General features: G+C 60.9%; 14 protein-coding genes. 1 reads left to right on the top strand and 13 read right to left on the bottom strand.

Going from position 1 to position 13,738, the window contains the following annotated elements; genetic code table 11:
• Positions 1–3: 3 nt before the first annotated feature.
• The 6 genes from surE to putP all read right to left on the bottom strand — a co-directional run bounded on the left by surE (position 4) and on the right by putP (position 5,155).
• Positions 4–765: a 5'/3'-nucleotidase SurE gene (gene surE, locus BN1139_RS04690; RefSeq protein WP_005335515.1), complete on the bottom strand. Its 762-nt coding sequence runs from the start codon at positions 763–765 to the stop codon at positions 4–6.
• Positions 746–1,804 carry a tRNA pseudouridine(13) synthase TruD gene (truD, locus tag BN1139_RS04685; protein WP_005354508.1) on the bottom strand — a complete coding sequence of 353 codons (1,059 nt, stop codon included), beginning with the start codon at positions 1,802–1,804 and terminating at the stop codon, positions 746–748. The genes surE and truD overlap by 20 nt, the downstream gene beginning before the upstream one ends.
• The gene (gene ispF, locus BN1139_RS04680) at positions 1,804–2,280 is read right to left on the bottom strand and encodes a 2-C-methyl-D-erythritol 2,4-cyclodiphosphate synthase (protein WP_005335518.1); all 477 of its coding nucleotides are present in this window, start codon (positions 2,278–2,280) and stop codon (positions 1,804–1,806) included. The genes truD and ispF overlap by 1 nt, the downstream gene beginning before the upstream one ends.
• Positions 2,281–2,426: 146 nt before the next feature.
• Complete coding sequence (gene ispD, locus BN1139_RS04675; RefSeq protein WP_005354511.1) at positions 2,427–3,119, bottom strand: 2-C-methyl-D-erythritol 4-phosphate cytidylyltransferase; 693 nt, start codon at positions 3,117–3,119, stop codon at positions 2,427–2,429.
• Positions 3,112–3,429, bottom strand: coding sequence for a cell division protein FtsB (gene ftsB, locus BN1139_RS04670; protein ID WP_005335520.1), 318 nt, complete (start codon positions 3,427–3,429; stop codon positions 3,112–3,114). The genes ispD and ftsB overlap by 8 nt, the downstream gene beginning before the upstream one ends.
• Before the next feature lie 208 nt (positions 3,430–3,637).
• A complete protein-coding gene (gene putP / locus BN1139_RS04665) occupies positions 3,638–5,155 on the bottom strand; it encodes a sodium/proline symporter PutP (protein ID WP_005354514.1) in 1,518 nt (505 codons plus the stop codon).
• Between the two features lie 326 nt (positions 5,156–5,481).
• Here putP and BN1139_RS04660 point away from each other — a divergent pair, with 326 nt between their 5' ends.
• Positions 5,482–6,375 carry a VirK/YbjX family protein gene (locus BN1139_RS04660; RefSeq protein ID WP_005354528.1) on the top strand — a complete coding sequence of 298 codons (894 nt, stop codon included), beginning with the start codon at positions 5,482–5,484 and terminating at the stop codon, positions 6,373–6,375.
• Positions 6,376–6,444: 69 nt separating this feature from the next.
• On the opposite strand, the gene BN1139_RS04655 is transcribed toward BN1139_RS04660, so the two are convergent.
• From BN1139_RS04655 to BN1139_RS04625, 7 genes are all read right to left on the bottom strand, one after another.
• Complete coding sequence (locus tag BN1139_RS04655; protein WP_005354531.1) at positions 6,445–7,371, bottom strand: L,D-transpeptidase family protein; 927 nt, start codon at positions 7,369–7,371, stop codon at positions 6,445–6,447.
• 187 nt (positions 7,372–7,558) lie between these two features.
• Complete coding sequence (locus BN1139_RS04650) at positions 7,559–8,800, bottom strand: mechanosensitive ion channel family protein (RefSeq protein ID WP_005335524.1); 1,242 nt, start codon at positions 8,798–8,800, stop codon at positions 7,559–7,561.
• 143 nt (positions 8,801–8,943) lie between these two features.
• Positions 8,944–10,143, bottom strand: coding sequence for an acetate kinase (locus BN1139_RS04645; protein WP_005354534.1), 1,200 nt, complete (start codon positions 10,141–10,143; stop codon positions 8,944–8,946).
• A gap of 274 nt (positions 10,144–10,417) precedes the next feature.
• The gene (locus BN1139_RS04640) at positions 10,418–10,888 is read right to left on the bottom strand and encodes a NanQ anomerase/TabA/YiaL family protein (protein ID WP_005354535.1); all 471 of its coding nucleotides are present in this window, start codon (positions 10,886–10,888) and stop codon (positions 10,418–10,420) included.
• Positions 10,889–11,202: 314 nt separating this feature from the next.
• On the bottom strand, positions 11,203–12,309 hold the full coding sequence (locus BN1139_RS04635; RefSeq protein ID WP_005335527.1) for a 1-acyl-sn-glycerol-3-phosphate acyltransferase: 1,107 nt from the start codon (positions 12,307–12,309) through the stop codon (positions 11,203–11,205).
• A gap of 130 nt (positions 12,310–12,439) precedes the next feature.
• Positions 12,440–13,138, bottom strand: a complete 699-nt coding sequence (locus BN1139_RS04630; protein WP_005354539.1) for an aspartate/glutamate racemase family protein — start codon at positions 13,136–13,138, stop codon at positions 12,440–12,442.
• 126 nt (positions 13,139–13,264) lie between these two features.
• Positions 13,265–13,738: LysE family translocator (locus BN1139_RS04625; protein ID WP_052449568.1), on the bottom strand; the 474-nt coding region annotated here is incomplete at its 5' end.

Genomic DNA, 13,738 nt, shown 5'->3' with positions numbered 1-13,738 from the left:
CCCTCATCCCTGCAGATCTAACCAGGCCCCCAGACCGGCGAGACTGTCATAGGCAGTCATGTCGATGGTCAGAGGGGTAATCGAGACATAGCCCTGCTCGATGGCAGCAAAATCGGTGCCTTCACCGGCATCCTGCTGGCTACCGGGGGGGCCGATCCAGTAGATGGGCTGGCCACGGGGATCCTCGGTGCAGATCACCGACTCCGCCCGGTGGCGGTTGCCAAGGCGGGTGGTCTTGATCCCCTTGATCTGCTCGAGGGGCAAGTCCGGCACGTTGACGTTGAGGATCTGATCGGCAGGCAGGGGGTGTTTCATCAGCCCCTTCACCAGCAGGGCCGCATAGTGGGCCGCCGTGGCGAAGTGGGTCTTGCCTACCAGCGAGATGGCGATGGAGGGGTAGCCAAGATGGCGCCCCTCGGTGGCCGCGGCGACCGTGCCCGAGTAGATGACATCATCCCCCAGGTTGGCACCGTGGTTGATGCCGGCCACCACCATGTCGGGTTCAGGACGCACCAGCTCGTTGACCGCCAGATGCACGCAGTCGGTCGGCGTGCCCTTCACCGCATAGCTCTCGCACCCATTAAAGCCGTTTTCTGCAATGCGGGTAACCCGCAGCGGTACTTCCAGCGTCAGGGAGTGACTCGCGCCGCTGCGGTTGCGATCCGGCGCCACCACAATGACCTCGCCGCAGGCGCGCAGCGCCTCGCTGAGGGCACGAATCCCCTCGGCATGCACACCATCATCATTACTGACCAGAATTCGCATCGGTCTGATTCCTGAAACCGTGATCGGCCTCTTCGGCCTGCATTAACTCGCGCACCACGCTGGTGGCAAACGCGCCCGCCGGCAGGAAGAAGGAGAGGGTCAGCGCCTCGCCGTCCAGCTGCCAGCTCATCTGCTCCGGCTTGAGCAGCAGGGGGCGCCTGTCCTGATCCAGCCCGGCTTTCTCCAGCCCGTCACACCAATCGCTGTAAGGGGCCAGCACGCCCTGTTCGAACTCGGCAGCGGCGCCCTGACTGGCCAAACGGCCACGGCCCCACTGGGGCGCGGTCAGCTGCACGTCGCCGGAGGCAAGACGCGCTTCCAGCTCGGGGGTCACGCTCTCTTCGCTGAAGATGGAGTGGCTGCCCTTGAGCATCACGCAATCACCGGCCAGCAGCTGATGAGCCAGCCCCTGCTCGATACGGGCGCTGACAATGGCGTTGAACAGCATGCTGCGGGCGGCAGAGAGGTAGAGGGAGCGCTTGTTGCGATCCTTGATCCGCTTGCCGGCAAACATCGCCTTGGCCGCTTCCAGGTTGTTGCCATCGCGGCCAAAACGCTGCTCACCATAGTAATTGGGCACGCCCTGAGTGGCGATGGCCTGCAGGCGGGCTTCCAGCCCGTCGGCCTGTTCCAGACCGGTGAGACGCAGGGTGAAGTGGTTGCCCTTGAGGTAGCCGACCCGCAATTTGCGGTTGTGACGCCTGGCTTGCAGGATCTGGATGCTGTCGCTCTCGATAACCGACAAGTCCGGCTCGGCCTTGCCTGGCAGGTGAATGCCGAACCACTGCTCGGTCACCGCGTGACGATCCTTCAGGCCCGCCCAGGTCACCGCATTGCGGTTGACCCCGGCCGCATCGGCCAGCAGACCCGCTACCCAGGCGGTGTTTTCGCCGGTTTTGCGCACCCGGACGAAGATATGCTCCCCTTCCCCGCAGGGCTCGAAGCCGAGATCTTCATTCACCACGAAGTCGGCGGCCTCGGCCTTGAGGATACCGCGGGCAGTGGGCGCCCCGTGCAGATAGGCAAGTTGTTCCAGCATTATTGTTTCACCAGTAGGACGACGGCTTCGGTGGCGATCCCTTCCTTGCGCCCCGTAAACCCAAGCTGTTCGGTGGTGGTCGCCTTGACGTTCACCCGGTTCAAATCACATTGCAGATCGGCGGCCAGCACAGCGCACATGGCGTCGATATGGGGGGCCATTTTGGGGGCCTGGGCGATGATGGTCACATCCAGGTTGCCGATGGCATACCCCGCCTTCTGTACCCGGGCAAAGACATCACGCAGCAGAATGCGACTGTCGATCCCCTTGAACTCGGCAGCGGTATCGGGGAAGTGGCGACCGATGTCACCGGCACCGATAGCCCCCAGCAGGGCATCGCTCACCGCGTGCAGCACCACATCGCCGTCGGAGTGGGCAACCAGCCCCTGCTCGTAGGGAACCGGCACGCCACCCAGCATGCAGGGGCCAACACCACCAAATTTATGGACATCAAAACCATGACCAATGCGCATCATCAGCGGCAACCTCCCAACATGCTGAAACCAACCCCATCAATTTTGTGTACGTCCACACCATGTCCAATCCGGATCATGCTAACTCCTTGTTCGGGCCTGTTTGTTCGAGACACTCTGCTCTGAACGGTCTGTTCTGACTGAGGGGCTTATGCCTGCTGGCTTAAAAACAGCCCCGCCAGCGACAAGTCTTCCGGCCGGGTCACTTTGATATTGTCGGCGCGCCCCTCCACCATCCGCACCGTGAATCCGGCCCGCTCCATGGCGGAGGCCTCGTCGGTGATGGTGGCGCCCAGCAGCAACCCCTCTTCGAGCGCCCGTTTCAGGGCACGGGTCTGGAACATCTGCGGCGTCAGGGCATGCCAGAGCTGCTCGCGCTCGACGGTGGCGATGATATTGCCCTCCCCATCGGAGCGTTTCATGGTATCGCGCACCCGGCTGCCGAGAATGGCACCGCCGCAGTTCATGGCCGCGGCAATCAGCGCATCGAGATCGCCGTGAGTCAGACAGGGGCGGGCCGCATCGTGCACCAGCACCCACTCCCCTTGCGCCACATGGAGACCATTGAGGACGGAAAAGGCGCGCTCGGCGCCTCCCTCTACCCGCACAATGCGCGGGTCGGCCGCCACGGGCAGGGCCTCGAACCAGCGATCATGGGGCGCCAGCGCCACGATCACCTGGGCGATGGCCGGGTGGGAGAGCAGCCGCTCCAGGGTATGTTCGAGAATGGTTTTACCCGCCAGTTGCAGGTACTGCTTGGGGCAATCGGCCCCCATTCGGCTGCCGATACCGGCGGCAGGGACGATCGCCGTCAGGCCGGATACTCGGCTGGCATCAGTCATCGTAGGGCTCATCGTCCGGCGCTGTCTCTTTGTCTTTCTCTTTGGGGATGATCCGGTAGAAGGTCTCCCCCTGCTTGATGTAACCCAGATCGTTGCGCGACAACTCCTCGATGGCCTCGAGGCCAGAGGTGAGATCATCTATCTCGCGGTAAATGAGGTCGTTACGATCCTTGAGAGTCTGGTTGTCCCGCTGTTGCTGCGAGATGGCCTCCGACAGGTTCTGATAATCGGATAGCCCGTTCTTCCCCAGCCAGAGGTCATATTGCAGTCCCCCCAGCAGGAGGATCAGGATCAGGGTGAATAGCCGCATGCACTAGGTCTCCTTCAGGCGGCCTAGTGTCCCATATTCGGTGCCAAGACAAAAGAAAGCGAGCACCCGGGAGCCACCGGCCGAACATAAAAAAGTGCCCAAGAGTGAATCAGATAGCACAAAGCCCCGCCAAACCGGTGCAAGGATGGCCAACCAGGGCGCTCCTTGTCCGGGGGCGGGGCTCTCAAGCAGAAAGCGGTAAGGGGGATCAGTTCACCGCGACCGGCTCTCCCGCGCTCTCGGCCGGAGTGTTGTACTCCTCCTCGGCATCGCGGAAACGCTCCAGCATCGCTTTTGAGGGCGCTTCGCCCAGCAGACTGCCCACCACAATGGCCAGCAGTGCGAACAGGAAGCCCGGAATGATCTCATACAGCCCCAGCCAGCCGAACTGCTTCCAGACGATGACGGTGATAGCACCGACCAGCATGCCGGCCAGCGCGCCGTTGCGGGTCATTCGCGGCCAGAGCACAGAGAGCAGCACCACGGGACCAAAGGCGGCACCGAAACCGGCCCAGGCGTAGCTCACCAGCCCCAGTACCCGGTTTTCCGGATTCATGGCAACGGCGATGGCAATCACCGCGATCAGCAGCACCATCAGGCGACCCACCCACACCAGCTCACGCTGGGAGGCGTTCTTGCGCAGGAAGGGTTTGTAGAGATCCTCGGTGATGGCGCTGGAGCAGACCAGTAATTGACAACTTAGCGTGCTCATCACCGCCGCCAGAATGGCGGAGAGCAGCACACCGGCGATCCAGGGGTTGAACAGGATCTTTGAGAGCTCGATAAAGACCCGCTCCGGGTTGCCGGTCACTCCAGCCGCCACTTCCGGGAAGCGGGCGAAGTAGGCCAGCCCGAAGAAGCCGATGGCCACCGCACCAGCGAGGCAGAACACCATCCAGGTCATGCTGATACGGCGGGCATTGGCCATGGAGTGGTGGGAATCGGCTGCCATGAAACGGGCCAGAATGTGGGGCTGACCGAAGTAACCAAGGCCCCAGGCCATCAGCGAGACAATGGCGATCACATCCAGATTCTTGAACATGTCGAGGTTGGTGGCGCTCTTGGCGGCCACCTCGATCATGGCGCTATCCACCCCGCCGACGGCGATGATGACGAAGACCGGGGTCAGGATCAGGGCGAAGATCATCAGGGTCGCCTGCACCGTGTCGGTCCAGCTCACCGCGAGGAAGCCGCCGAAGAAGGTGTAGGTGATGGTGGCGGCGGCACCGACCCAGAGGGCGGTGTTGTAATCCATGCCGAAGGTGCTCTCAAACAGACGAGCACCGGCCACCACGCCGGAGGCGCAATAGATGGTGAAGAAGAGCAGGATCACCAGCGCAGAGAGAATGCGCAGCACCTTGCTGTGATCTTCAAAGCGATAGGTGAAATAGTCCGGCAGGGTCAGGGCATTGCGGTTTTTCTCGGTATGTACCCGCAGGCGACCCGCTACCCAGCGCCAGTTGAGGTAGGCACCGATCACCAGACCGATGGCGATCCAGCTCTCGGAGATGCCGCTGACGAAGACGGCGCCGGGCAGGCCCATCAGCAACCAGCCGCTCATGTCGGAGGCGCCGGCGGAGAGGGCTGTGACCCAGCTCCCCATCCGGCGACCGCCCAGAATGTAGTCATCAAAGTTGCGGGTAGCGCGATAGGCGACGAAACCGATCAACACCATTCCGAGGATATACACCAGGAAGGTGATTAACATGGGTGTGCTAGCTGTCATGCAAAACTCCGTTTTGTGTCATTTTCTGCCCGCTCTGGTGACGGGCTCATCCCTAAAAAACCGGCCTAGCTTAATCAGCCGTTCGCGCCAGCTCAACCACTTTTAACAAACACAAAACACAATAAAAACCTTTGCGCATCAAATCATCTGCCGCATCAAGAGGATGGCGCCAGATTTCCTGCCATGGCCGTGACGGTCATCTCGCAGCGCCAGCCGCTACTGAGCGTTATGTTTTCACATTTTGTTACTATCCATTTTTTTACAAGCCAGCGCCCCGCTCCTACACTCCCCGCCCTGTCTCATTACACCAGTCAGAGGTCGGCACCATGTCATCTCATCTGTCACACCTGCGAACCCTCGCCCGCCGCCTTCACCCGGTGGAGGAGTCGGGTCATCTCATCCGACGGGCCAAGTATGTGGGGCGTCTCTGGCTCAATCCCGGCGCCCGCGCCCTCTATCGCCAGCAGCAGGAGCAACCGCTGCTGGCGCAGGCGATCAGCCGCTTCCCCGATATTCTGGAAAAGCCGATCCACCCCTATCGCCACAAGGGGCTCCGCAAGCGCCTGCGAGCCGGGCTTCTCAGCGGCCACTACCAGCAGCTGGCACGTCAGCTGCCCAAGGCGCAACAACTGGCAATCTACAGCGGGCGCGGCCTGCTGCTGGCCCAGTGGCAGAGCGACAAGCTGACGGCCCCCCTCACCCTGCAACTGGATTACCAAACCCACATGGGCAAAGAGGGGGAGATGAGCCTGACCCTCAAGCTGGGTGACGCGGCGCTCTATTACATGGCCCTCAATCTGCGCCCCGCGCCGAACCCGACCCTCGAGATCTGCTCGCTGCAGGGCGGCAAGGGGCAGAGCGAGGAGATCAAGCTGGTCACCAAGGCGTGCGGCGGGCTGCGCCCCATGTCCCTGCTGGTCTATATGGCCGCCGAGCTGGCCCGGGGGCTGGCGTGCAAGAGCCTGCTCGGGATCCGCACCCAAAGCCACGTCTATCAGAGCAGCAAGCGCACCGCCGATCGGGTCAAGTTCGACCTCGACGGCTTGTGGCAGGAGCATCAGGGCAGCGTGCAGGATGAACTCTGGATGAGCCTGCCGCTGGAGATGCCCCGCAAGACGCTGGAGGAGATCCCCTCCCGCAAGCGGGCCAGCTACAAGGCGCGCTATAAGCTGCTCGATCAGCTCGGCAGCGAGCTGCAGGCAAATCTGCTGCGAAGCTGAGTCAGCGCAGCAGAAACACAAAGGGCGAACAGCATGTTGTTCGCCCTTTGTCATGACGGGGATTTGCCGTTAGCGGTTGATTGCCATCGGCATGCCGTTGCGCTGCTCCAGCGCCTGCTTCACCAGTTGGGAGTCGCTGTCGGCGTGGGCAATGAAGCGGGTCACCGCCGGAGTCATCGGCAGCGGTGCCGGCAGCTTGGAGTTGAACTCCTCTTCGCTGCGCGACAGCGGCTGATGCACTTCCAGATAGCGGACGCCGTTGGGCTCGAGAGAGGCCTTGATCGGCTGGTTGACGAACTGAACGCGAGTACCGACCGGTACCTGCTTGAACAAGTAGGCGATGTCGTCGTTGCGCAGACGCACACAGCCGTGGCTCACCCGCAGGCCGATGCCGAAGTTGGCGTTGGTACCGTGGATGGCGTACATCTTGCCGATGTAGAGGGCAAACAGACCCATGGGGTTGTCCGGACCGGCTGGCCATACCGCTGGCAGGCTCTCGCCACGGGCGGCATATTCGGCATGCATCTTGGCGGTCGGGGTCCAGGTCGGGCCCGCTTTCTTGCGCTGCACGCTGGTCACCCAGTTTTCCGGGGTGTCGGTGCCGAGCTGGCCGATGCCGATAGGCAGCACTTCCACCACTTTTTTACCCTTGGGGTAGTAGTAGAGGCGCATCTCGGCCACGTTCAGCACGATCCCTTCACGGGGTGCATCCGGCAGGATCAGTTGCTGGGGGATCACCAGCTTCTCGCCGGTCTGTACCAGCAGGGGATCCGCATCGGGGTTGGCTTCGGTCATGTTGGTGAGCCCCAGCTGGAATTTGGCCGCAATGGCCTCCAGCGGCTGGCCGTTCTCTTCGGCCGGAACCACGTATTCCAGATTTTCCCCTACCAGACGGCTGTTGGCCGCAGGCAGAGCATATTCAACAGCGAAAACCGGCGCAGCGGTCAGCAGCAGGCTGTAGCAGAGTGTTGCCACACTATTGCGAAGGAGCTTCATAACTTTCCCATGATGATGACTTGAAGTGACGTCTCTGGGCTGGCAGCTGATCAAGAGGGGATCAGGGGCGCGAAGAGAAGGCCGCCATTTTTCTCCTCTGCACGGCAAATTTCAACTGACAAGTGGCGACAGGTCGATGATTAATATGCGGTTTTTTCCACGTCCTCGACCTGCCCCATTTCCCTGTTTATCCCCGTTGCCAGGCACGCATATCGTAACCTGTGGGAGATTGATGCAACCGCAGATGAAATTGCTCAATGATGGCGAAGATATGGTCGAAAATATCGGCCTGGATCCCTTCGTAGTCGGCCCATGCGGTAGTCGCGGTGAAGCAGTAAATTTCCAGCGGCAAACCGTCTGACGTGGGTGCCAGCTGGCGCACCATCAGGGTCATGTCTTTGCGAATGCCGGGGTGGGCACGCAGGTAAGCATCCAGATAGGCGCGCAAGGTGCCGAGGTTGGTGAGGTGACGACCGTTGATGGGGCAGCTCAGGGCATCGCTCAGTTGCTGGTTGTAGGCACTCAGCTCCTGCTCCTTGCGGCTGAGATAGGGAGCCAGCAGTTGCGCCTGCTTGAGCTGCAACTGCTCCTCGGCCGTCAGAAAACGCACGCTGGTCATGTCGATATTGACGCTGCGCTTGATGCGACGGCCGCCCGACTCGGTCATCCCCTGCCAGTTCTTGAAAGAGTCGGAGATCAGGGCATAGGTGGGAATGGTGGTAATGGTCTTGTCCCAGTTCGATACCTTGACCGTAGTAAGCCCGATGTCGGTCACCTCGCCATCGGCGCCGTACTTGTCCATCTGCAGCCAGTCACCGACGCTCAGCATCCGGTTGGCGGAGAGCTGGATCCCCGCCACCAGCCCGAGGATGGGGTCCTTGAACACCAGCATCAGCACTGCGGTCATGGCACCCAGACCGCTGAACAGGAACAGCGGCGACTTGCCGAGCAGCAGGGCGATCATCAGGATGCCCACCAGAATGCTGCCTACCAGCTTTGCCCCCTGGAAGATGCCGCGCAGGGGCAAGTCCCGGCCAAGGCGGGTGTAACGGCTCACCGACAACAGGCAGTCGAGCAGGGCGAAGAAGGCCAGCAGCAGGAACAGCAAAATCCAGAGCTGGGCCACCATTTCGATAAGCTTGAGGCTATCCGATTGACGGGGCAGCCAGATCTCCGCCTGACCGAGCAGCACGGCCCCCTGCAGCACGAAGGCGAGCCGGTTGAAAAGGCGCTGTTGCAGCTGGGGCGGCAGCCATACCTGCTTGGCCTTGCCGAGGATCCCCACCAGCCGGACCAGCAGCACCCGGTGCAGCGCCATATGCAACAGCAACGAGGTGATGACGATAAAGCCCAGCGCGATCACCAGCGCCATCAGGCTGGTCACTTCCACCCCAAGGCCCGACAACCAGTTAAAAAACGCCTCTTTCATTGCTCTCTCCCGAACCGGGCAGCCCGCTGGCTGCAAAAACAGTGGTGGTCAGGGTACCGCTCCCCTCCCCCATGTCAAATCGGCGTACGCCAGAAATGACAACGCCCGGCACAGGCCGGGCGTTGTTTCAAAGCGAGGCTGACTTAGCAGACAAGGCTCAGGGCATCGCGAGCGATGACCAGCTCTTCGTTGGTCGGGATCACCATGGCGCAACGGCTGTCGGCGGTGGTGATGCGACCTTCGCCGCCCAGTACCGCGGCGTTGTTGGCCTCTTTGTCCACCTTGAAGCCGAACAGAGCCAGACGGTTCAGCACCATCTCGCGCACCATGGCGGCGTTCTCACCGATACCACCGGTGAAGACCACGGCGTCCAGACGACCGTCCATCGCAGCGGCATAGGCGCCGACATACTTGGCCACACGGTAGGTGAAGACATCCAGCGCACGCTTGGCACCAGCGTCGGTAGCGTAGTTGGTGGTGACGTAGCGGCAGTCGCTGCTCGCTTCGGTCATCCCCAGCAGACCGGACTCACGGGTCAGGGTGTGGTTGATCTGCTCCACGCTGTAACCGAGCTGGTCGTGCATGAAGAAGACCACGGCCGGATCGATATCACCGGAGCGGGTACCCATCGCCAGACCTTCCAGCGGAGTCAGACCCATGGAGGTGTCTACGGATTCGCCGTTCTTGATGGCGCAGACAGAGGCACCGTTACCCAGGTGGCAGTTGATGATGTTCAGTTCATTCAACGGCTTGCCCAGCTCTTTTGCGGCTTCTTCCGCAATGTAGCGGTGAGAAGTACCGTGGGCACCGTAACGACGGATGCCGTGTTCGCGGTAGAGCTTGTGCGGCAGCGCATAGAGGTATGCCTCTTGCGGCAGGGTCTGGTGGAAGGCGGTGTCGAAGACGGCCACGTTCTTCTCGGACAGCTGCGGGAACACTTTCAGCGCGGCGCGAATACCGATGAGGTGCGCCGGGTTGTGCAGCGGGGCGAACGGAATGGCGGCTTCGATACCGGCGATCACGCCGTCATCGATACGCACGGAGCGGGAGAACTGCTCGCCACCGTGTACGATTCGGTGACCGATGGCCACCAGTTGCTCGGCAAGAGTCGGATCCTGCGGCAGGATGTGACCCACGATATGGTCGAGGGCTTCCTGGTGAGCGGCACCCGCTCCCAGCATGGCTTCGCCCTTGACCCCGTGGAGTTTCCATTTGATACGTGCATCATCCAGATTGAAGCATTCGGCCAGGCCGGACAGCATGTCCTCACCTGTTTCGGCGTCCATTACGGCAAATTTCAGGGAAGAGCTACCGCAGTTAAGGATCAATACCAACTTGCTCATTTTCTACATCTTCCTGTGCTTCGGCTTTATGCCGACAGTGTCGTGTCATCCAAAAGAGGATGGGATTCCCCTGCCGGGGGCTTATGGTCGCAGGAGGGTGCGTCCAATTTTTCAATTCTTGCTCTTGAAAGAGTGATCGCAACTTGTGGTGCGTATCACTGGTTTCAATTCTTGCTCTTGAAAGAGTGATCGCAACTTGAGGTGCGTATCACTGCTTTCAATGCTTGCGAGTCTCAACGCATCAGCTGCGCAGGGCTCGCCTCAATGGGGGTGCTCAGGCGATAGCCAGCAGATCCTTGTGTACCTTGACCACCAGCTTCTTCACCGTGGCGGGCTGGTTGAAGGTACAGAGCGGGCGGTGCAGCTCGCCCGGCCAGAAGATGGCGAAATCGCCCGGTTGCAGCGCCAGATAGCTGGTCTGCTCGTCATCGACAAACCAGAGGTCAGGATGGGGATGGTCGGCGCCGTCGCTCACGTAGTCGTGGGGGCCCACACCTATCCACTCTGCACCGCGCAGCAGCAACTGGATATCGAGATACTGCTGATGGAATTCACCACGGCGATCCGCGGCTGGCTCGGTCAGCTCCTCGCTCACCAGACAGAACAGGTTGAGGCCATCGATCTCGGTCTTGCCGAGCGGAGCGTCACCCCAGTGAGCCACGCTCTTCACCACCTCGGCCATGATGCGGGCCAGCGGGGCGGGCAGCGGCGTCCGCTGCAGGGTGTTCAGGCTACCGGTGATCATGGCGTCTGTTTCCTGTTAGGTATATCTGGGCGGCATCTTTGCCCGCCAATGAAAAAGGACCTGTGACAGGTCCTTCAATAATGCCGTCTGCAATCCGTGCAAACCGGTTTAGAGCTTTTGCTCATGTTCAGCTATATGGGCACTGTTACACACTCGTCAGCACCTTGCCAAGAGACATAATCCCATTTTCATAGTGATCGTACCAGCTGAAACCATATTATTCACCACCCTTTCTCCCTCGACTTTGACCAGACGCAAAAACGGGCGCATCAGCGCCCGTTTTTTTCGCAAAACCGTTTAACAACCGGTTTCATTCAAGCCTTTTTGGCGTTTTCCACCGGTTTGGCGTACATGGCACGCCAGATCGCCTTGTGCTCTTCCGGCACCTCTGACTGACGGGTCAGGAAGGCCGCCTGTTCGATGGTATTGGCCTTGCCGGAGACATCGGCCGCCAGATAGTTGCTGGGGAAGAGGTGGTAGCTGCTCCAGATCGCCTTGTCGATCAGCGCGGCCAGTTCGTCCGGATCGCTGAAGCCCTCGGTGATCGGCGCGCCGAAGGAGACGTGTACCCGCCCCTTCATACCGACAATACCGGCGACGATACTCTCGATATCCTCGAACTCGCCCTTCTCGTAGCTGCCGTTGACCGACTTCTCGTAGAGCTCGCGCGCCTTCGCCTTGTCGGTCGGATCCAGCTCGTAGCTGATGCTGACCGGCACGATATTGAGGCTGCGCATGTAGTCGACGAAGTCGATCTTCTGCTTCTTGCCGTCGACGTAGAACATCTTGAGGATGGCGGGATCTGTCTTGTCATCGCCATTCTTGGCGCGCCCTTCCTTCTGGGCAATCCAGATGGAGTGACCTTCGTGAACCGAATTGCCGATATAGGCAGACAGCTCGCCGAGCGCCTTCATCATCTCCCGCGGCCCCTTGGCGGAGCGTTTGACGATAAAGCTCTTGTTGAGCTTCATCAGCTCGGTAGCGCAGGGTTTGCGCAGCAGGTTGTCACCGATGGCGATGCGCACGGTATCGAAACCGTGGGTGTGCAGCCCCCAGTTGACGAACGCAGGATCCATGGCGATGTCTCTGTGGTTGGAGACAAACAGATAGCCCTGCTCTTTCTTCAGATGCTCGATCCCGGAGAAGGTCACCCCCTTGGTGGAGGTGGCGATCATGCGGGACATGTACCGGGTGACCCCCATCTGGACCTGATGCACAGTGGTCACTTTTGACCATTTGCGGCGCAGGAACAGGCGGATCAGCGGGCGGATGGCCCAACCCAGCCAGCTCATCAGGGAACCGAAACGATACTTGGCGATGGCGCCGATAAATTCATCATCCTGGATCAGCCGTTCGATGGCTGCCGGCACTTCTTCATCGCGGTAGGGGCGAATATCCGCGAATCTATCTACTTCAGTCACAATGTCAGCCTTGCATGCTAGGAAACCGCAGCCAACCCGCGTTGGCCGGGGAAAATTCAGGGCGCAATTTTACACGCTTTTATGGCAAGGGGTATGAGACAAGCATGAATAGTGAGATCTGACCAGTTTATTAATCAGCTGCCAGTGCCAGCGCGACCGCCGCTTCGGCATGGATGGCAGTGGTGTCGTAGAGCGGCACCGCCGCCCGGGCATCCCCCACCAGCAGGGCAATCTCGGTGCAGCCAAGGATCACCGCCTCGGCACCCGCGGCTGCCAGCCCCTCGATAATCGCCAGATACTCGGCCCGCGACGATGCACGGATCTCCCCCAGACAGAGCTCGTCATAAATGATCCTGTGTACCCGCTCCCGCCCGGCCTCATCGGGTACCAGCACCGCCAACCCGAAACGCTCCTGCAAGCGCCCTTTGTAAAAATCCTGCTCCATGGTGAAACGGGTGCCGAGCAGGCCGACCCGGGTTATCCCGTCCGCCCGCAATTTGGCCGCGGTGGCATCGGCAATATGGAGCAGCGGGATATCGATGGCCGCCTCAATCTCGGGCGCCACCTTGTGCATGGTGTTGGTGCCGATCAGCAAGAAATCGGCGCCGCCGGCCTGCAACTTGCGCGCCTCGGCCGCCAACAGGCGGGCAGTGGCGGGCCAGTCACCGGCATGCTGCAGCCGCTCGATAGCGGCAAAGTCGACGCTGTTGAGCAGCACCCGCGCCGAGTGCAAACCGCCAAGCTGTGCGCGCACCCCGCGGTTGAGCGCCTGATAGTAACTGACGGTGGACTCCCAGCTCATACCACCCAGCAGACCGATACATTTCATATGAACTCCTTTCATCCCAAGGGAGGGCAGAACCACGCCACCTTGCAGGCAAGGCCACGCGGACGAGATAAAAAAGGCCCCGCAGGGCCAACAAGACAGCCGGTAAAGGCCCGGGTCAACCCCGGGCTAAATCCAGATCATCCCGACACAGGCGGCCGTCGCCAGCCCCATGCCAAGATTGAAACGCCGCCAACCCCGGGCAGTGCGGATGATTTGCCGCACCTGGGCACCAAACAACACCCAGAACGCCCCGGTGTAGAGGCCGGTAATAAAGAAGATCACCAGCACCCAGAGCGCGGAGGGCCAGTAAGCCTCCCCCGCCAGGGTGAAACCGCTGATGGCGGAGAGCGCCATCATCCATGCCTTGGGATTGAGCAGTTGCAGCATGGCCCCCTGATGGGCGGGAATGAGCGGCCGGTTCCCCTCGGCCGGGCCGCTGGCGGTCGCCACCTTCCACGCCAGCCAGAGCAGATAGGCCGAGCCGATAAGCTTGAGGCCATCGTGCAGCAGCGGCACCTTCTCGAACACCACGCCAAGCCCCAGCGCGGTAGCGAGGATCATCAGATTGATCCCCCCCACCACCCCCACCAGCAGGGGAAT

Origin of the sequence: Aeromonas veronii bv. veronii (assembly GCF_000820225.1) — a bacterium.
GTDB classification, from domain to species: domain Bacteria; phylum Pseudomonadota; class Gammaproteobacteria; order Enterobacterales; family Aeromonadaceae; genus Aeromonas; species Aeromonas veronii.
This window is presented reverse-complemented; position numbering and strand designations above follow the sequence as displayed.